Origin of the sequence: Promicromonospora sp. NPDC060204, assembly GCF_042728455.1 — a bacterium.
Lineage (GTDB): Bacteria > Actinomycetota > Actinomycetes > Actinomycetales > Cellulomonadaceae > Promicromonospora.
Window position 1 is genome coordinate 1 of sequence record NZ_JBHWZO010000120.1, and the last position, 18,375, is coordinate 18,375.

12 protein-coding genes are annotated in these 18,375 nt (G+C 72.2%); 6 read left to right on the top strand and 6 right to left on the bottom strand.

Annotated features, from left to right (window positions below; translation table 11 throughout):
• Positions 1 to 24: 24 nt before the first annotated feature.
• Genes ACFWEJ_RS16075 through ACFWEJ_RS16085 form a run of 3 tightly spaced genes read right to left on the bottom strand, consistent with a single transcriptional unit; the run spans position 25 to position 4,352 of the window.
• Positions 25 to 1,068: an AEC family transporter gene (locus tag ACFWEJ_RS16075; RefSeq protein ID WP_377230211.1), complete on the bottom strand. Its 1,044-nt coding sequence runs from the start codon at positions 1,066 to 1,068 to the stop codon at positions 25 to 27.
• Between the two features lie 27 nt (positions 1,069 to 1,095).
• On the bottom strand, positions 1,096 to 2,310 hold the full coding sequence (locus ACFWEJ_RS16080) for a Gfo/Idh/MocA family protein (protein ID WP_377230212.1): 1,215 nt from the start codon (positions 2,308 to 2,310) through the stop codon (positions 1,096 to 1,098).
• Positions 2,307 to 4,352 (bottom strand): DUF6807 family protein, encoded by a 2,046-nt coding sequence (locus tag ACFWEJ_RS16085; protein WP_377230213.1) that lies wholly within the window; start codon positions 4,350 to 4,352, stop codon positions 2,307 to 2,309. The genes ACFWEJ_RS16080 and ACFWEJ_RS16085 overlap by 4 nt, the downstream gene beginning before the upstream one ends.
• A gap of 281 nt (positions 4,353 to 4,633) precedes the next feature.
• Here ACFWEJ_RS16085 and ACFWEJ_RS16090 point away from each other — a divergent pair, with 281 nt between their 5' ends.
• The 4 genes from ACFWEJ_RS16090 to ACFWEJ_RS16105 all read left to right on the top strand — a co-directional run bounded on the left by ACFWEJ_RS16090 (position 4,634) and on the right by ACFWEJ_RS16105 (position 9,638).
• On the top strand, positions 4,634 to 5,557 hold the full coding sequence (locus ACFWEJ_RS16090; RefSeq protein ID WP_377230214.1) for a carbohydrate ABC transporter permease: 924 nt from the start codon (positions 4,634 to 4,636) through the stop codon (positions 5,555 to 5,557).
• Complete coding sequence (locus ACFWEJ_RS16095; RefSeq protein WP_377230215.1) at positions 5,550 to 6,515, top strand: carbohydrate ABC transporter permease; 966 nt, start codon at positions 5,550 to 5,552, stop codon at positions 6,513 to 6,515. Before ACFWEJ_RS16090 ends, ACFWEJ_RS16095 begins: the two co-directional genes overlap by 8 nt.
• Positions 6,516 to 6,564: 49 nt before the next feature.
• On the top strand, positions 6,565 to 7,914 hold the full coding sequence (locus ACFWEJ_RS16100; RefSeq protein ID WP_377230216.1) for an ABC transporter substrate-binding protein: 1,350 nt from the start codon (positions 6,565 to 6,567) through the stop codon (positions 7,912 to 7,914).
• Between the two features lie 89 nt (positions 7,915 to 8,003).
• Entirely contained in the window at positions 8,004 to 9,638 is a 1,635-nt protein-coding gene (locus ACFWEJ_RS16105; RefSeq protein WP_377230217.1) for a UxaA family hydrolase, read from the top strand.
• A gap of 66 nt (positions 9,639 to 9,704) precedes the next feature.
• Here the strand turns inward: ACFWEJ_RS16105 and ACFWEJ_RS16110 are convergent, their stop codons facing one another.
• The 3 genes from ACFWEJ_RS16110 to ACFWEJ_RS16120 are packed head-to-tail and all read right to left on the bottom strand — an operon-like array spanning position 9,705 to position 15,755.
• Complete coding sequence (locus ACFWEJ_RS16110; RefSeq protein WP_377230218.1) at positions 9,705 to 11,915, bottom strand: discoidin domain-containing protein; 2,211 nt, start codon at positions 11,913 to 11,915, stop codon at positions 9,705 to 9,707.
• Positions 11,912 to 13,381: a DUF1996 domain-containing protein gene (locus tag ACFWEJ_RS16115; RefSeq protein WP_377230219.1), complete on the bottom strand. Its 1,470-nt coding sequence runs from the start codon at positions 13,379 to 13,381 to the stop codon at positions 11,912 to 11,914. Before ACFWEJ_RS16115 ends, ACFWEJ_RS16110 begins: the two co-directional genes overlap by 4 nt.
• Positions 13,382 to 13,430: 49 nt before the next feature.
• Positions 13,431 to 15,755, bottom strand: a complete 2,325-nt coding sequence (locus ACFWEJ_RS16120) for a discoidin domain-containing protein (protein ID WP_377230220.1) — start codon at positions 15,753 to 15,755, stop codon at positions 13,431 to 13,433.
• Between the two features lie 312 nt (positions 15,756 to 16,067).
• Between ACFWEJ_RS16120 and ACFWEJ_RS16125 the strand changes: the two genes are divergently transcribed.
• Both ACFWEJ_RS16125 and ACFWEJ_RS16130 read left to right on the top strand, forming a co-directional pair.
• Entirely contained in the window at positions 16,068 to 17,114 is a 1,047-nt protein-coding gene (locus ACFWEJ_RS16125; RefSeq protein ID WP_377230221.1) for a LacI family DNA-binding transcriptional regulator, read from the top strand.
• A gap of 243 nt (positions 17,115 to 17,357) precedes the next feature.
• Positions 17,358 to 18,296 (top strand): glycoside hydrolase family 19 protein, encoded by a 939-nt coding sequence (locus ACFWEJ_RS16130; protein ID WP_377230222.1) that lies wholly within the window; start codon positions 17,358 to 17,360, stop codon positions 18,294 to 18,296.
• The last annotated feature ends 79 nt before the right edge of the window (positions 18,297 to 18,375 follow it).

Consider the following 18,375-nt stretch of genomic DNA (forward strand, 5'->3'; position numbering starts at 1 on the left):
CCAGGGCCTCAAAGGGGAGGTGCGTCACACCAGCAGCGCGCCGATCACCACGAGCACCGGAACGCACAGCGCCGTCGTCCAGACGGTCGCGCGCGCCGCGACGCCGTCGAACACGCCGTACCGCGTCGCGTAGGTCGTGACGTTCACCGCCGTCGGCAGCGCGGCCATCGTCACCACGAGGGCCAGCGCCGGCGTGTCCAGCCCCACCGCCGAGCCGAGCGCCCACGCCGCCAGCGGGTGCAGCAGGTTGCGCACCAGCACGGCGATCGTGATCACCCAGCCCACGAGCCGGCGGCCCCGCCCGGCGGCCACGCCGAGGTCGGCGTCCGCGGCCGGCATCGGGACGGCGAGCGTCATCCCGAACGTGAGCAGGCCCAGCGGCGGTGCCGCGGCGCCGATCAGGTCGAAGGGAAGCAGCACGACGTCGGGCAGCCGCGCGCCGGTCAGCTCAGAGACCACCGCGACGAGCAGCCCCGCGACCGTGCCGAGCGTGATCGGGTTCCGGAACGCCGCGAGGAACACCTGCCCCATCGTCCGCCAGCCCGACCTGGCGCGGGTCCCGCCGTCGGCGGACGCCGTCGCCCGGTCGAGCACGGAGAGCGTCAGCGGCGCCAGCACCAGGAGCTGGAACAGCAGCGTGGGCACCACGGCGAGGGCGTCGTCGAAGAGGTAGACGGCCAGCGGCAGCCCGATGTTGCCGCCGTTGACGTACACGGCGGCGAGCGTCGTGACGGCGGCGGGGCCCGCGGGCAGCCGCAGCAGCCAGCGCGCCGCCGCGGCCGTGGCCAGGCCGAGCACCGCCGTCGTTGCCCACGTGACCACCGCGCCGCGCGAGAGCACGTGCGCCAGGTCCGTCGAGGCCAGCGTGCTGAACATCAGGGCCGGCGCGCAGATCGTGAACGACAGCGTCGCCAGGGTCTGCCGGGCGCCGGCCCCGCCGTCACCGGCCCCGTCGCGGGCGATCCCGCGGGGGAGTCCGCGGCCGGCCAGCAGGCCGGTCCGCTGGATCACCCAGCCGAGCGCGACCACGCAGGCCATGGAACCGATGGCAGTCAGGACGGGCAGCACCCGAGCACCCTGTCACGCTCCCCGGATCTACCTCGGGAGTGTCCACGGGGCGCCGAGCTCCGTGAACGTGCGCTGCTCGCGCGCGGCGCGCTCGCACCACGCGGCGACGTCGTGCACCACCGGGTGCCGCGCGTCGCCCTCGGGATTTCCCTGCCCGACGCCGCCGGGCCCGCCGCCAGTACCGCCCGGACCGACGCCGCCCGGCCCGCCCGCGACCGGCGCGACCCCGTCCACCCAGTCCACGTACGCGTCGTCGACCGGCGCCGGGTCCGGCGCGGTGCGCACGGCCTCGAGCACCCGCATGAACGCGCCGGTGTCCCGCACGTCGCACAGGAGCCGCTCGCCCGTGCCGGCCCGGACCCGCAGCAGGTTCTCCAGCAGGCCGGTGCGCTCGTACCGTTTCTCGGCGACCACGCGCCCGGTGCGCAGCCGCACCAGGTCGTGCTCGTAGCCCAGCTCGATCTCGCCCTCGGTGCCCTGCACGATCACGCGCGCCGGGGTGCGCTCCGCCGCGCACAGCGTGAGGCCGAACCCGTAGCGGGTCCCGTCGGTGCCGACGGCGCGCAGGGACGAGGTGTCGTCGGCCTCGATGGGGTTGGCCCGCCACAGGTCGGTGTTCACGTAGGCGAGGTCCGCGGCGGTCCGGGCGCCGCCCACCCACAGGGCGGTCGCCACGGCGTGCGCCAGCGGGTTGGTCACCACGCCGTCGACCACCGCGCGGTCGCCCATGCGCCGCCGCCCCGCCCAGGGCGAGCGCGTCCAGTAGGCGGCGGTCCGCACCCAGGTGCCGACGGCGCCGATGCCGGTCACCTGCCCCACCTCGCCGCGCGCGACCATGTCCGCGACGGCGGGCAGCGCGTGCGACCCGAAGGTCTGGAACCCGACCTGGCACAGCCGCCCGGTCCGTTCCACCACGGCGACGAGCTCGGCGTGCTCCGCCAGGGACGCCGTGGTCGGCTTCTCGAGCAGCACGTCGATCCCCGCCTCCAGCGCGGCGCGCGCGAGCGGCAGGTGCGTGTGGATGGGCGTGGCGAGCACCAGGACGTCGGGCAGCGCGTCGGCGTCGGCGGACAGCAGGTCGCCCAGGCTCGCGAACCACGATGCCGGGGCGTCGTCGGGCTCGCGCGGGTCGACGACGGCGCTCAGCCGCGCCAGCCCTCGGTCCTCCAGGTCCGCGACCGCCCGCAGGTGCGAGCCGCCGTGGCCGTGGATGCCGACCACGGCCACCTTGGGCAGGCTCACCGCCGACCGCCGTCGGTCAGGTCGGCGGCCAGCGCCTCGGCCGCGTCGGCCGTGAGCTCGGTGTCGAGCAGCACCGCCACGAGGTCGAGCTGCACGGAGCCGCCGTCGGGCACGCGCAGGGGCGCGTCCCAGGCCAGGGCCGGGCAGGCGCCGGGGTACTCGGCCGAGCGCAGGAACCACGGTCGCACCTGGCCGGGCTGCACCAGCAGAAGGGTCGTGGACCGGCCGCCCTGCTGCTGCACGAACGCCACCCAGGGCGAGGTGCTGCCGTGCGCCCGGTTCTCGCCGGTACCGGCCGCGGACAGCACCGTGGTGCTCTCGGCGATCGGCAGGCGCCAGAACAGGCCGCCGTACCCCGCGCCCGGCCGCCCGTTCGTCGCGGGCGAGCGGATCTCCAGCGGGCCGTGGTCCGCGTGCAGCGTCGAGCGCCAGTCGAGCACCCAGCCGGGGGCGGCGTCGGCCCCGGGCGCCAGGGGGAGCAGGTGCGCCGAGACGCGGCGCTCCTCGTGGAGCTGCGGCTCGCCGTGCTCGTCGGACCACAGCACGTCCTCGACCAGGGTCTCGCCGACCGTGCCCAGGGGGCCGGGAGCGCCGGGAACGCCCGGCTCCACGCGGATCCCCGACGACGTCTGCCGGCCGTGGTTCTTCAGCAGCGTGGGGCCCACGTCCTCGATGAACGTACGGCCGCCCCAGTGGCTCGTGCCGTTCAGGTCGGGCACGGCGATGCCCACGCCGTAGTGGTGGCGGTGGTCCACGGGGCTGACGTCGGTGAGGGGCACTCCCGCCAGGGTGTGCACGGGGTGCAGGTAGGGCCGGCGGGCGTGCACCTTCGGCATGCGGTCGCCCGCGTCCCGGCGCACCAGCTCCAACCCGTCGCCGCAGGTCAGCACGACGGCGTCGCCGGAAGGATCGGCGGGCACGGACCAGACCGGCGTGGCGGTCGGGGGCACGGTGGGCGCCTCCTCCGGCTGCCCGACGACGAGGTCGTCGTCCGTGATGTGCACCCGTTCCGGGCCCTGGGGCACGGGCCCGGTGCTCCCGCGCACCTCCAGGCTGGGTGTGAACCGTGCAGAGCGTGCGGGGTGGGCGTCGTCGTCGATCACGGCGTGCAGCTCCCTCCAGGCGTGGCGGCCGAGCTCGGCCTGCGGCACCGCGACCGTCGTCAGCGCGGGTGTGGCGTAGCGGGACAGTTCGATGTCGTCGAAACCGGCCACCGAGATGTCGGCGGGCACGGCCACCCCGGCCTCGTTCAGACCTGCGAGCAGGCCGAACGCGACGAGGTCGTTGAAGGCCAGCGCCGCTGTGGCGCGGGTGGCGAGGACGGCGGGCGCGGCGGCGTGGCCCGCCTGGATGTCCGGTCCGGCGGGCAGGTCGAGGATCTCGAGGTCGGCGTGCCGCTGCCGGGCGCGCGCCAGGCCGGCCCGGCGCAGCTCGTCGGACGCGCTGCGCACCGGTCCGCCCAGGTAGACCAGGCGGCGGTGGCCGAGCGCCACGAGGTGCTCGACCACCTGGACGGCGCCGTCCTCGTAGTCCACGACCAGGCTGGGCGCCGTCCCGCCGGTCTCGCGGTTGACCAGCACCACGGGCTCGACGTCGGCGATGAGCGCGCTGAGCTCGGCGTCCCCGATGCGGGGCGACACGAGCACCAGGGCGTCGCACCGCATGCGCGCCTCCAGGGCGATGGCGCCCTCCTGCTGGTCGTCCTCGACCGTGTCCGCGACCAGCACGCGGTACCCGTCCTCCGCTGCGCCGTCCATGACGCCGCGCAGGATCTGCTGGAACACCGGGTTGCCGAGGTCCGGCACCACGAGCGCCACGGTCTGCGTGCGGCCGAGCGCGAGGCTGCGCGCCGCGTTGCTCGGCCGGTAGCTGAGCTCCGCGGCGGCGGTCCGCACGCGCTCGGCGATCGCGGCGTCGACCGTGCTGCGCCCGTTCATCACGCGGGACACCGTCGCCCGCGAGACCCCGGCCGCCGCCGCGACGTCCCCGATCGTGGCGACCGCACGGCGCTGACCTGCGCCTCGAACGCTGCCGCTGCCCATGTGCTCTCCGTCCGTGACCTTGTCCGACCGGATCGCGCGTGGCGCGCGCCCTCGTCGGCGTAGCCCCCGCGTTACCGGTTTCCCGATGTGACGGTACACCATGGGAAACCGGTTCCTCATGTGGTACGTTCCTCCACCAGAGACCGGTTTCTCACCGACGAGCCGGGGATCGACGACGATCCGGAGGACAACGCGATGCGCCACCCGAACCGCGAGCCCGGACCCTGGCGGTCCGAGCCCCCGCCCGCCCCGACGGGGCCCGTCCGCGCGGGGGTGAACCCATGTCAGTGATCCAGGAGCTCTCGCGCGGCAAGCAGGCCGGCGCCGTCCGCAAGAAGGGCGACGGGCGCTGGGCGCTGTTCTTCCTCGCGCCGTGGTTCGTGGGCCTCGTGCTCATCACGGCCGGCCCCATGGGTGCGTCGCTCTACCTGTCCTTCACGGACTACGACCTGCTCTCCGCGCCCGAGTGGGTGGGCCTGGAGAACTACACGCGGATGTTCGACGACCCGCGGTTCCTCCAGTCCCTCGGCGTCACCTTCACCTACGTGTTCGTCTCGGTGCCGCTCCAGCTCGCCGCGGCCCTCGGCCTGGCGCTGCTGCTCGACAAGGGCATGCGCGGGCTCGCCCTGTACCGCTCGGTGTACTACCTGCCCTCCCTGCTCGGCGGGTCGGTGGCCATCGCGATCCTGTGGCGGCAGATCTTCGGCGCGGACGGCCTGGTCAACCAGGTCCTTGCACTCTTCGGGATCCAGGGTCAGGGCTGGGTCTCGCACCCGGACTACGCGCTCGGCACCCTGATGGCGCTCAACGTCTGGACGTTCGGCGCGCCCATGGTGATCTTCCTGGCCGGCCTGCGGCAGATCCCGCAGATGTACTACGAGGCGGCCGCGATCGACGGCGCCTCACGGTGGCGGCAGTTCCGCAGCATCACGGTGCCGCTGCTCACGCCGATCATCTTCTTCAACCTCGTGCTCCAGCTCATCGAGGCGTTCCAGTCGTTCACGCGGGCGTTCGTCGTCAGCGGCGGCAACGGCGGCCCGTCCGACTCCACGCTGCTGTACACGCTGTACCTCTACCTCAAGGGGTTCGGCTCCCTCGACATGGGCTACGCCTCGGCGATGGCCTGGTTCCTGCTGCTGATCATCGGCGGCATGACGGTCGTCAACTTCCTCGCCTCCAAGTACTGGGTCTTCTACGATGACTGACGCCTCGACGACCGCACAGACCACGACGCCGACGGCGGTCCGCCCGCCGTCCGACACCGCACCCGGCGCCCGGCGCGCCGGGCCGGGCGACCGCCGTCCGACCGCCGTCCGGCCCCGCGGCCGACGCGTCCGGGCCCGGGTGGGGAGCGTGCTCAAGCACGCGGGCCTCATCGCCTTCGGGTTCGTGATGCTGTACCCGCTGCTCTGGATGCTGGCCAGCTCGTTCAAGCCGAACGCGCTGATCTTCCGCGAGCCGGGGCTCATCCCCACCGACATCGACCTGTCCAACTACACGGACGGGTGGAACGCGCTGCTGCACCCGTTCAGCCACTACCTGATCAACTCGGCGCTGGTGGTGCTCGGCTCGCTGCTGGGCAACCTGCTGTCCTGCTCCCTGGCGGCCTACGCGTTCGCGCGGCTGGAGTTCAAGGGCAAGCGGCTGTGGTTCGCGATCATGCTGATGTCGATCATGCTGCCGATCCACGTGGTGATCGTGCCGCAGTACGTGCTGTTCTCCCAGCTCGAGTGGATCAACACCTTCCTGCCGCTGATCGTGCCCAAGCTGCTCGCGACGGACGCGTTCTTCATCTTCCTGATGGTCCAGTTCTTCCGGGGCATCCCCCGCGAGCTGGACGAGGCGGCGACCCTCGACGGCTGCAACCACCTGCGGATCTACCTGCAGATCATGCTGCCGCTGTCCATGCCGGCCCTCGCCACCACCGCGATCTTCACGTTCATCTGGACGTGGAACGACTTCTTCAGCCAGCTCATCTTCCTGACGCGGCCGGAGATGTACACCGTGCCGATCGCGCTGCGCACCTTTGTCGACTCCACGGGCGAGAGCTCGTGGGGCTCGCTGTTCGCGATGTCGATCGTCTCCCTGATCCCCGTCTTCATCGCCTTCCTGTTCGGACAGAAGTACCTGGTCAAGGGCATTGCGACCACCGGGATCAAGTAGCTCCACCCGCGATGCGACAACGACGTCAACGTCACCGAAGGAGAAATACATGAGCACCACCGGCAACCGACCGAACACGAGGCGCGGCAAGCGGCTCGCCGGCTCGGCCGCGGGCATCGCGGCCGTCGCCCTGACCCTGGCCGCCTGCGGCGGCGGCGACTCCGGCATCGGCGGGGGCGGCGACGACGCCCCGGCCGCCGCCGAGGAGTGCCCCTGCGAGATCCGCTTCTCGTGGTGGGGCTCGGACAGCCGCCACGAGTCGACGCAGAAGATCATCGAGGCGTTCGAGGCGGAGAACCCGGAAATCACCGTGGTCCCCGACTTCACCGACTGGGACGGCTACTGGGACAAGCTCGCCACCTCCGTGGCCGCAGGCGACACCCCGGACGTCATCACCCAGGAGGAGCGCTACATCTCCGACTACTCGACCAAGAACGTGCTCGCCGACCTGGGCACGCTCGACATCGACACCGCCAAGGTGGACGACGGCGTGCTGGCCGGCGGCCAGATCGACGGGACCCAGTACGGCATCCCGACCGGCATCAACGCCTACGCGCTCGTCGCCGACCCGGAGATCTTCGCCGACGCCGGCGTCGACGTGCCGGACGACACCACCTGGACGTGGGAGGACTACGTCACCACGGCGAACGCCGTCGCGAAGGGCGCCGGCGACGGCGTCTGGGGCACGCAGGACTACGGCTTCAACGAGGCCGGCCTCAACGTGATGGCGCGCCAGCGTGGCGAGACCCTGTTCACGCCCGAGGGCGAGCTCGGCGTCTCCGAGCGGACCGTCGCGGACTTCTTCCAGGTCTCCCTCGACCTGGTCGAGGGTGGCGGCCAGCCCGACGCCGCCCGCACGGTCGAGTACCAGGCGGCCGGCCCCGAGGGCGGCCTGCTCGGCACCAACAAGGGCGCCATGGGTGTCTGGTGGACCAACCAGCTCGGCGCGCTGTCCGACTCGTCGGGCCACGAGCTCGAGCTGCTGCGGCTCCCGGGCGAGTCCGAGGGCGAGCGCACCGGCATGTACTACAAGCCGGCGATGTTCTACTCCGTCTCGGCGGACACCGAGTACCCGGAGTCGTCGGCGAAGTTCGTGGACTTCCTGCTCAACTCCGAGGAGGCGGCCAAGATCATGCTGACCGACCGTGGCCTCCCGGCGAACACCGACGTGCGCGAGGCGATCCTGGGCGACCTGTCGCCCACCGACCAGAAGGTCGCCGACTTCATGGCGGACATCGAGGACGAGATCGTCGACAACCCGGCGGTCCCGCCGCACGGCAGCGCCGAGCTCGCGGACATCATGGAGCGCATCAACACGGAGGTCCTCTTCGAGCGCATCACGCCTGACGAGGCGGCCACCCAGTTCCTGGACGAGGTCAACGCGGCCATCGCCGACTGACCCCCCTCGCTGAGTGCGGGGTATTTGTTGGCCAGGGAGCACTTTGGCCGCAGATACCCCGCACTCAACGACGTTTGGGGGTCGGTAGGATGAAACGGTTCAGAGGAGAGGTGCCACAGGTGTCACATGATCTGCTCGTGCTGCGGGAGGGCGACGACGTCGCCGTCGCCACGCGGGACCTGAGCCCCGGCGACGCCGTCGCGGTTCCCGGCGCTCCCGGCGCAGGCCCGGTCGACGTCGGACAACCCGTGCCCCGCGGGCACAAGATCGCCCTACGAGCCGTGCCCACGGGCGGCCACGTGCGTAAGTACGGGCAGGTCATCGGGGTCGCCACCACCGACATCGCCCCCGGCGACCACGTGCACTCCCACAACCTCGGGTTCGAGGACGGGGCACGGGAGACCCCGCTGGGCGGCACGCACCACGACCTCCCCGTGCCCGACGACGTCCGGCCCACCTTCCGCGGGTACCGGAGGGCCGACGGCCGGGTCGGGACCCGCAACTTCGTCGCGATCCTGACCAGCGTGAACTGCTCCGCCTCCACCGCCAAGATGATCGCGGACCAGTTCCGCGGCACAGTGCTGGACGAGTTCGAGAACGTCGACGGCGTCATCGCCCTGACCCACACCTCCGGCTGCGGCCTGGTCCCCGACTCCGAGGGCGGCCAGATCCTGCTGCGCACCCTGCGCGGGTACGCCGCCCACCCCAACGTGACCGGCCTGCTCGTCCTCGGCCTGGGCTGCGAGATGGTGCCCGGCGCCGCCCTGTCCGCCAGGTCGGGGCAGGTCGCCGACCTCGGCATGCCCGGCATCGGCGCCCCGGACGAGTCCCGGTCCGGGCTGCTGGCCGCCATCGCCGACGACACGGTGGTGCGGTCCCTGACGATCCAGGAGACCGGCGGCGTGCGCGCCTCCGTCCGCGCCGGCGTCGCCGCGATCCGGGAGATGCTCCCGCTGGTCAACGCCCGGGAGCGCGTCGAGTGCGACGTGTCCGAGCTCGTCCTGGCGCTGAACTGCGGCGGGTCGGACGGCTACTCCGGCATCACCGCCAACCCGGCCCTCGGGTGGGCGTCGGACCGGCTGGTCGCCTACGGCGCGACCTCGGTGCTGGCCGAGACCCCCGAGGTCTACGGCGCCGAACACCTGCTCACAGCCCGGGCCACCGAACCCGCGGTCGCGAAAAAGCTCCTGGACCGGATCGACTGGTGGCGCGACTACGTCGCCGCGGGCGGCGGGACCCTGGACAACAACCCGTCCCCGGGCAACAAGGCCGGCGGCCTGACCACCATCCTGGAGAAGTCCCTCGGCGCGGTCGCCAAGGGCGGCCAGGCCGACCTGGGCGCGGTCTACGAGTACGCCGAACCGATCACGCAGCGCGGGTTCGCCTTCATGGACACCCCCGGCTACGACCCGGTCTCCGTGACCGGCCTGGTCGCGGGCGGCGCGAACGTCGTCGTCTTCACCACGGGCCGCGGGTCCGTCTTCGGGTGCCGCCCGTCCCCGTCGATCAAGGTCGCGACCAACACCCCGATGTACTCGGTGATGTCCGAGGACATGGACCTCAACGCCGGCGTCATCGTGGACGGCACCGCGACCGTCGCCGAGGTCGGCCGGCAGATCTTCGACCGCATCCTCGCCGTCGCCTCGGGGCAGCAGACCGTCAGCGAGGAGCTGGAGATCGGCGCCGAGGAGTTCATCCCCTGGCACATGGGCGCCGTCACCTGAGGTGCCGGTGCGCGTCAGACGCTCAGGTCCCTCGGGGGACCTGAGCGCCTGACATGTTCCACGTGGTTACGGGTAGCTCACCACCTTCGCCGGGATCGTCTCCGTGCCCGCCGCACGTGGGCCCACGCCGTTGATGACGTGCTCGTACGTGCCCACGCCGCCGAGCGACACGGTGAGCAGCGAGTGCATCCGCACGCCCGGCGTGACCGGCACCTCGAAGCCGTTGTCCGAGGTGATCGACGCGTCCGACGTGAACACGCAGTACGAGCCCAGGCCCCAGGCCTCGTGCTGCGTCACGCCGTCCGCGACCTTGTACGCCGCCCAGCCCTGGACGCCGTCGTGGTTCCACGCCGCCTGGTTCGGCGGGTCGTACGGCAGCTCGTTCTGGTAGAAGATCGTGCGGCCGCGCTCCCCGGTCCACAGGGTGTTGTACTCCTGGTAGTGCTCGACGAAGAGCCCGTACCCGTCGACGTCGTCGCCGGTGACCACCAGGCCGTTCCGCGCCGTGTTCACGTCCCAGCCCACGCCGTCGCCGTGGTCGCCACGCCAGGACCAGATGTGGTCCACGATCGTGTCGTCCGCGTTCACGACGATCGCCTGGTCCACCCGCCCGGCGTGCGCGCCGCCCACGCGGACGAACACGTCGTGCAGCGAGATCGGGTCGTCGGCGTGGTCCGCCGTCGACCCCGCGGTGCCGATGGTGAGCATCGACGGTGACTCGGCCGCGCCGGCGTCGAACAGCACGCCCGCCACGCGGACGCCGTCCACGTCGCCCACCCGCATCGCCGTCTGCCCGGCGGTCGGCACGATCGTGGCGTACCCGAGCCCGAGCACGACGGTGTCGGCGCGGTCCACCTCGATCGTCCCCGTCGTCTCGTAGATGCCGGGCGTGAGCAGCAGGTGCAGGCCCTGGTCCAGGGCCTGGTTGATCCGCGCGGCGGAGTCGCCGGGCCGGGCCACGTAGAACTGGTCCAGCGGGATCGAGGTGCCCGACGTCGTCCCGCCGTCCCACGTCGCGCCCCGCGTGCCCGACCGGGCCGACGGCACGAACACCGCGTAGTGGTCCCCGTCGAGGTACAGGTACGGCTTCTCGCGGATGGTGCCCGTGGTGTCCAGGGTGGTCACCGCGGGTTCCGGGAACGACGTCGGCGGGGCGTTCTCGACGCCCGAGAACACCATGTTCCACAGCGTCCCGGCCCAGCCGCCCGTGAGCGTCGAGTCGCGGGTGTACCACTGCTGCTGCGTCCAGGCGCGGACCTGCCCGTCGACCACGGAGTCGGCGATGTACCCGCCCGACGCCCAGCCGTAACGCGACGAGTGCAGCATGAGGTTGCCCTTGACGTGCACGCGGCGCATGGGCGCCGCCTGCGACACGGCCCAGCGCATGTCCCCGCCCGACGGCGTCACGGCCAGGTTCTCGACGGAACGCCAGAAGTTCTGCGTGGCGTTGCCCTCGAACCACTCCGCGTCGGCCCAGACGCCGCCGGTGATGTTCACGTCGTCCGGCCTCGTCCCCAGGCCGGAGATCGAGGTGTGGAAACCGGCGTTGACGTGCACCGGGTAGGTGCCCGGCTCGAACAGGAACTGGTGCCTCCCGTCGCCGAACTGGTCCGCCTCCTGCTGGTCGTAGACGGCGTCCACGGCCGCCTGGACCTGGGCCGTCGGAGTGTCCGGGCCGAAGACGTGCACGTTCGGCCCGAGGTCACCGCCGCCCGGGATCGGGTCGCCGGGCACGGTGCCGCCGTCGCCGGTGAACACCTTCAGCTCCCAGAGCGAGTAGCCGTACCCGGTGCCGCGCGCGGTGCCGGTCAGGCGCACGTACCGGCCCGAGCCCGCGACGTCCAGCGACTGGTTGCCGCCGGTCCCGTTCGTCACGGTCTTCAGGGTGCGCCACGTGGTGCCGTCGTCGGAGGCCTCGATCCGGAAGTCCTTGCCGTACGCCGTCTCCCAGGCGAGCTCGACGCGGCACAGGTCCTGGACCGAGCCGAGGTCGACACGGATCCACTGCGGGTCGGCGGCCGCGCTGCTCCAGCGGGTGCCGGCGTCGCCGTCCACGGCCGACGCCGCGCCGAACGGCCCCTCGGTGGACGACGCCGTCGCCGTCCGCCCGAGGGCCGCGTTCGTGGTGCCGCAGGCAGCCGCGGCGGCCCGGTGGTCGGGCCCGGTCGCGGGAGCCGACGCCGGCCGTGCCGGTGCCGGCGCGGCCGCCGCCGTCAGCGGCGCCGCCACGCAGGCCGCGACCGCCGCGGCCGCCAGCCAGATCCGGCCCGCTCTCATGAAGCCACCTCCTCACGTGCGGCCGTGGTCTCGGGCACGAGCTGGTAGTTCTCGTCGAGCACGGTGCCGCGGTGCGGCTTGTAGAGGTCGTAGCCGCGCGGGTTGCACTGCAGGCCGCCGTTGATGCAGTGCTCGACGAGCCGGCGGAGCACCTCGGGGTCCCAGGCGTTCACGAAGTCGTAGTGCCACGACTGGTCGGACCCGCTCACCAGTGCGACGTCGGACATGTCGCCGCTGACGGGCCACGCGATCTTGAACTCCAACATCGGGACGGCGACGGGGTGGCTCATGGGGCACTGCCCGGCCTCGGGGTACGCCATGTGCGAGCCGTGGCCCATGTGTGCCGACTCCTCCGGCGTCAGGTGCATCCCGTCCCAGCAGCTCGGCGCCTGGTACCGGATGTTGAGCTGGGTGCCCTCGGGGCAGCGGGCCGGGATCTCCCAGCTCTTGGAGATGTCGCCGCACTCCCAGCCCTCGACGGCGCCCGGCGCGGTGCGGAACTCGTCGACCGTCGCCATCATGTCGCCGGTCACGAACTGGAGCCCCTCCGGGAACGGCACGACGTCCTGGTAGTCGTCGATGCCCGACTTGTAGTAGACGGTCATCGGGATGTTCGGCTCGACCGGCACGCCGCCCTTGGTGATGGCGGGGAACCAGTAGGCCGAGTGGTCCTGCGGCACCGTGCAGGTGCTCTCCGGCATCGCGTTCAGGCTCGTCGGCGTGGTGAACGCGTCCGTCGAGCGGTTGCCGATGAACGTGTGCAGGTGCGATCGGCCCGGCTGGTTCGGGTACACGATCGAGTCGTCGGGCAGGAAGTGCGAGAAGGTGCAGTTCGCCTGGAACTCGTGGTGCGTCACCTCGTCGCCGGGGAACGGCGGCGGGTCCTCCGGCCCGCCGGCCTCGCCGTCGCCGAACACCTGGAACTCCAGGAGCGAGTAGCCGTACCCGGTGCCGCGGGCCGTGCCGACGAGCTGCACGTAGCGGCCGGTCGCGGTGATGTCGTAGACCTCGGTGCCGCCGGTCCCTGCGCCCTCGGTCACGACCGTGGTCCAGGTCTGGGCGTCGGCGGAGACCTGGAGCGTGAACGCCGCGCCGTACGCGGCCTCCCACTCCAGGGCGACGTGGTCCAGCGCGTACGACCGGCCCAGGTCGATCCGGATCCACTGGTCGTCCGTGGGGGCGCTGGCCCAGCGGGTGGTGCGGTCGCCGTCGACCGCGAACCGCGGCCCGAGGCCGCCGGACTCCGAGCTGGACGCCGCCGTGAGCGCACCCTGCGAGAGCAGGGTGTTCGGATCGGCGACGGCGGTGGTGGCGCCGATGGCGCCCGCCGCGCTCAGGGTCGAGGCGAGCAGCGCGGTGGCGGCCAGGCCGCCCACGATCCGGGGCGAGAGGCTGCGAGGTCTGACGCCGCCGGGTGTGCGGCCGCGTGGTGTGGAGCCGCGTGGCGTGCGGAGTGCTGTGCGCATGGTTCCTCCTTCGATGGTGGTGTGCCTTGCTGACCCGTCACTGCCGTGCTCACCGCTGGTAGACGCCGACCTCGTACAGGGAGTAGCCCCACTCCGTGCCGCGCTCGGTGAGGTTGAGCCGCACGTACCGGCCCGTCCCGGCCACGTCCAGGCTGTCGACGCCGCCGTTGCCGCCCGTCACCGTGCGGACCGTGGTCCAGGCGTTCCCGTCGTTCGACGTCTGCACCTGGTAGGACTTGCCGTACGCCGTCTCCCAGACGAGCTGCACGTGGTCGAACGACTGCACCGAGCCGAGGTCGACCTGGTACCAGGCGGTCGGGCCCCACTCGCTGGCCCAGCGCGTCGAGGCGTCGCCGTCGACGGCGCGGCCGGGCGTCCAGTCGCCGTTCCACGGGTCGAAGCTGGAGGCCGTCGCCGTCTTGCCGCGCGCGATGTTCGTCCCGTCCACCGGGGGCGCGACGACGCGGAACGACCGGGTCTCCACGCCCACGTTGCCGTGGCCGTCCTCGGCGAACACGTAGACCTTCCAGACGCCGAGCATCTCGGGGGCCGTGACCCGGAACGTGCCGGGCGCCGTCTGGTCGAAGTCCGCCTGCGCGATGCCGCCCGCGTTGTTGACGTACTTGCTGTTCAGCATCACGTTGGCGTCGACCGGGTCGCCGTCGGGGTCGGTCACGTCCACGCTGACCGTGAACTCCTCGCCGGCAGCGACCGCCGTCGAACCCGCCACGTTCATCGCGGTGATGCGCGGCGGGGTGTTCATGCCGGAGGTGTCGACGCCCCAGGCCCGCGCGATCGAGTAGTAGCCGAGGCGCTTGTTGTCGCCCGGGAGCACGTTGAACCACACGCCGCCGAAGTCGCCCTCGATGCCGAAGTGGAAGAACGTGGCGCCCAGCGCGACGCCGTCGTGCTCCCGCAGGCAGCGCCAGGAGTCCACGTACGCCTGCTCCTTCTCCAGGTCGGTCGGCTCGTCGGGGACGCCGTTCGCGTCGTCCGGCACCTCCCACTCACCGGCCGCGCCGCCCTCGGTGATGATGTACGGCCGGTCGTAGCCGCCGGCCTCCCATGCCGCCGGCACGTTGCACAGGTCGCCGTACGCGTTGACGGAGAGCAGGTCCAGGTCCGGGGCGTTGCGCTCGATGTACGGCCAGGCGCCGACCCACGCGTCGGTGCTGGTGGTCGGGTGCTTCGGGTCGGCCTGGTGGACCGCCACGCTCACCTCGTTGACGAAGGCCGCGTACGCGTTGCGGATCGCCTCCAGCTCGGCGCCCGAGTAGCAGTTCTGCAGGCCCAGCAGCGACTCGTTGCCGATGTTCCACATGAGTACGCCCGGGTGGTCCTTGTACGCCGCGACCTGGGCCAGGATGTCGGCCTTGGTCGTCGTCTTGTAGTTCGTGTCCGTGCGGTAGTCGATGCAGCCGCCGGACCCGGGACCGCCGCCGGGCAGCAGCCAGAAGCCCATCACGACGCGGACGTCGTGCGCCGCGGCCGAGTCGAGGAGCTGCCGGGTGTCCGCCCCGGTGCCCCACGTGCGGATCGTGTTGGCACCCATGGCCGTGAGGGTCGGCATGTAGTGGTCGGCCGTGCTGAACGCCGGGCCCCACGTGAAGCCGCGGACCGTGTACGGCTGCCCGTCCACCTCCAGGTCCCAGTCGCCGTCGCCGCCCACCACCTCGACGGTGCTCGCCCCCGAGTCCCGCACCGGGACGTTCGGGTGGCCCGGGTTCACGTAGGCCGGGTCGCCCGGGTCGCCGGGATCGGTGCCGCCGCCCGCCTCACCGAAGACGCGCAGCTCCCACAGCGAGTTGCCGTACCCGCCCGAGCGCGCGGTCGAGAGCAGGCGCACGTACCGGGCCGTGCCGTCGACGTCGAACGTGTCGGTGCCGCCGTCGCCCGAGGTGGTCGAGTACACCGTGGACCAGGACGACCCGTCGGCCGAGACCTGGAACTGGTAGCTCTTCGAGTACGCCGACTCCCAGACCAGCTCCACGTGCTCCAGCGTCGCGGAGCGGCCCAGGTCCACCCGGATCCACTGTGGGTCGCTGAACTCGCTGGCCCAGCGCGTGCCCAGGTCGCCGTCGACGGCGGCGCTCGCGGGCGTGTAGTCGGGGTTCTCCACGGAGGAGGCGGTGGCGGGGCGGCCCTGCGACAGCAGGACCGGCGCCGCCTGCGCGGCGGGTGCCGCGGGCGCCGGTGCGGCGGGCGCGGGTGCGGCGGGCGCGGGTGCGGCAGGCGCCGGTGCGGCAGGTGCCGAGGCGGCGGGCACGACGAGTGCCGCCGCGGCCAGCAGGCCGGTCGCCAGGGCGGCGGCCCCGGCGCGCGTTCGGCGCCTGAGCCTGGTCGCGCGTGCGCCGGGTGATCCGGTGGTGGTCATGGGTCTTCCTCTCCGTCCGCTCGTCGGCGGCCAGGTGCGGCGGCCGGGGCGCGGTTCGTCGTTGAGCCTGCGCTCGCGACGCGCCGGTGCGCCGCGAGTTGGGAGAGCGCTCTTACGCCGCCCATCCTTGACCCGTTCTTGGCGGAGCGTCAAGGCCTGGCTGAGGAGACTTCACCTGGTGTTATTTACGTTGTTAGAGCTTTTGGCCCATCTAGATCGGCTTTGATGCTGGCGCCGGACGACGCGACATCCGTTGCATCTCATCCACCCAAGCTCCCTCGGAGAGCGCTCTTACTCTGTTACCGTCGGCCTGTGAGCAAGGATCTGCGGCGTGCGGCGCCGACCCTGGAGGACGTGGCGAAGGTCGCCGGTGTCTCTCGCGCGACCGTGTCCCGCGTGATCAACGGCAAGCGCAAGGTGGCGCCCGCGGTCCAGGAGGTGGTGCTGGAGGCGGTCGCCGAGACGGGTTACGTGCCCAACCGGGCCGCGCGCTCCCTGGTCACGCGCCGCACGGGCACGGTGGCCGTCGTCATCTCGGGTGCGGACGCCGACCCCGAGGGCGAGCTCGACCTGTCGGGCGTCTTCTCCGACCCCTTCTTCGGCCGGGTCGTGGGGTCGCTCGTGCGGACGCTCCGGCCGCACGACGTGCACCCGGTGCTGATGTTCGCCGACGACGCCCAGACCCGGGGGCAGGTCACGTCCTACCTGCGGTTCGGCAACGCGGACGGCGCCCTGCTGGTCTCCACGTACGCGGACGACCCGCTCCCCGAGGAGCTCATCGGCACCGGCCGGCCCATCGTGCTGTTCGCGCGGCCCGGCCACGCGATCCCGGCGAGCTACGTGGACCTGGCCAACGCCGACGGCGCCCGCATGGCCGCGAACCACCTGCTCGACCGGGGCTGCCGCACGCTCGGCGTGATCTCCGGGCCGCTCGACGTCCCGTCCGCCCGGGACCGGCTCGACGGCTTCCGGGACGCGGCGGCCCGGCGCGGGCACGCCTTCGTCCCCAGCGTGGCGGGGTCGTTCACGTTCGAGAGCGGGGAGTCGGCCATGGCCGAGCTGCTCGACGCCGCGCCGGACCTCGACGGCGTCTTCGTCTCGAACGACCTGATGGCCCAGGGGGCCATCCACGTGCTCCAGACGCAGGGCCGCCGCGTCCCCGACGACGTCGCGATCGTCGGGTTCGACGACAGCCCCGTGGCCGTCCAGACCCGCCCCCGGCTGACGACGGTGCGGCAGCCCGTGGAGAAGATGGCGGAGGAGATGGCGCGGATGCTGCTGGAGCAGATCGACGCCGACGAGCCGGCGGTCCGCTCGGCGATCTTCGAGCCGATCCTGGTGGTCCGCGACTCGGCGTGAGGGGCGCTCAGGTTGGCCGGGGACCGACTTCGGTCGGTTGCTCTCAGATCGGTCGGTTGATGGACCGATCTCAAGACACCCGACCGATCTCGCGTGGCTCGGCGCTCCCATGTGGGCCCAGCGCGTACGGGTCGGACGTGTGGGAATCCCTCACGCCCCGCCTGGGCGCACCTTGCTAGGTTCCTGAACAAATCGGTCGTCGGTGTCGACGACGGCCCAGGACCCGAAGCGAGGTGGTTCCCCGTGAGAGCTCGTCGCGTACCGCTCTTTGTCGCAACCCTTGTCGCCGCACTCCTGACGACCGGGGTCGTCGCAGTCCCCGGCTCGGCTGCCACCGCGGGCGGCTCGGCCGCACCCGCCGCGGTCGCCGACTGCAGCGCGCCCGCCTGGAGCGCCGGCGCCGTCTACGTCGGCGGCAACCTCGTCACGCACGCCGGCGCCTCGTGGCGCGCCAAGTGGTGGACCCAGGGCGAGACGCCCGGCACCACCGGTGAGTGGGGCGTCTGGGAGCGGGTCGGCACCTGCGACGGCGGCGAGCCGCCGGTCGACCCGCCCGGCACCGACGACTTCCCGGTCAGCCAGGCCCAGTTCAACTCGTTCTTCCCCAACCGGAACTCGTTCTACACCTACGCGGGCCTCGTCGACGCGCTCAGCGCGTACCCCGGGTTCGCCAACAGCGGCAGCGAGACCGTCCAGAAGCGTGAGGCCGCGGCGTTCCTCGCCAACGTCTCGCACGAGACGGGCGGGCTGGTGCACATCGTCGAGCAGAACACGGCGAACTACCCGCACTACTGCGACCGGAACCAGCCCTACGGCTGCCCGGCCGGCACCGACCAGTACTACGGCCGCGGACCCGTCCAGCTCAGCTGGAACTTCAACTACAAGGCCGCCGGCGACGCCCTCGGCATCGACCTGCTGAACAACCCCAGCCTGGTCTCGACCAACTCGGCGATCGCCTGGAAGACCGGCCTCTGGTACTGGAACACCCAGAACGGCCCCGGCACCATGACGCCGCACAACGCCATCGTGAACGGCGCCGGGTTCGGCGAGACGATCCGCAGCATCAACGGCTCCATCGAGTGCAACGGCGGCAACCCGGCCCAGGTCCAGAGCCGCGTGGACACCTACCTGCGCTTCACGAGCGCCCTGGGCGTGGACCCGGGCGGCAACCTCTACTGCTGACCCGCTGACCCACCGGGGTCAGATCCGTTGACCACAGCAGCTGCTGCCAGGAGCACGGCCGTCCTGGCAGCAGCTGCTG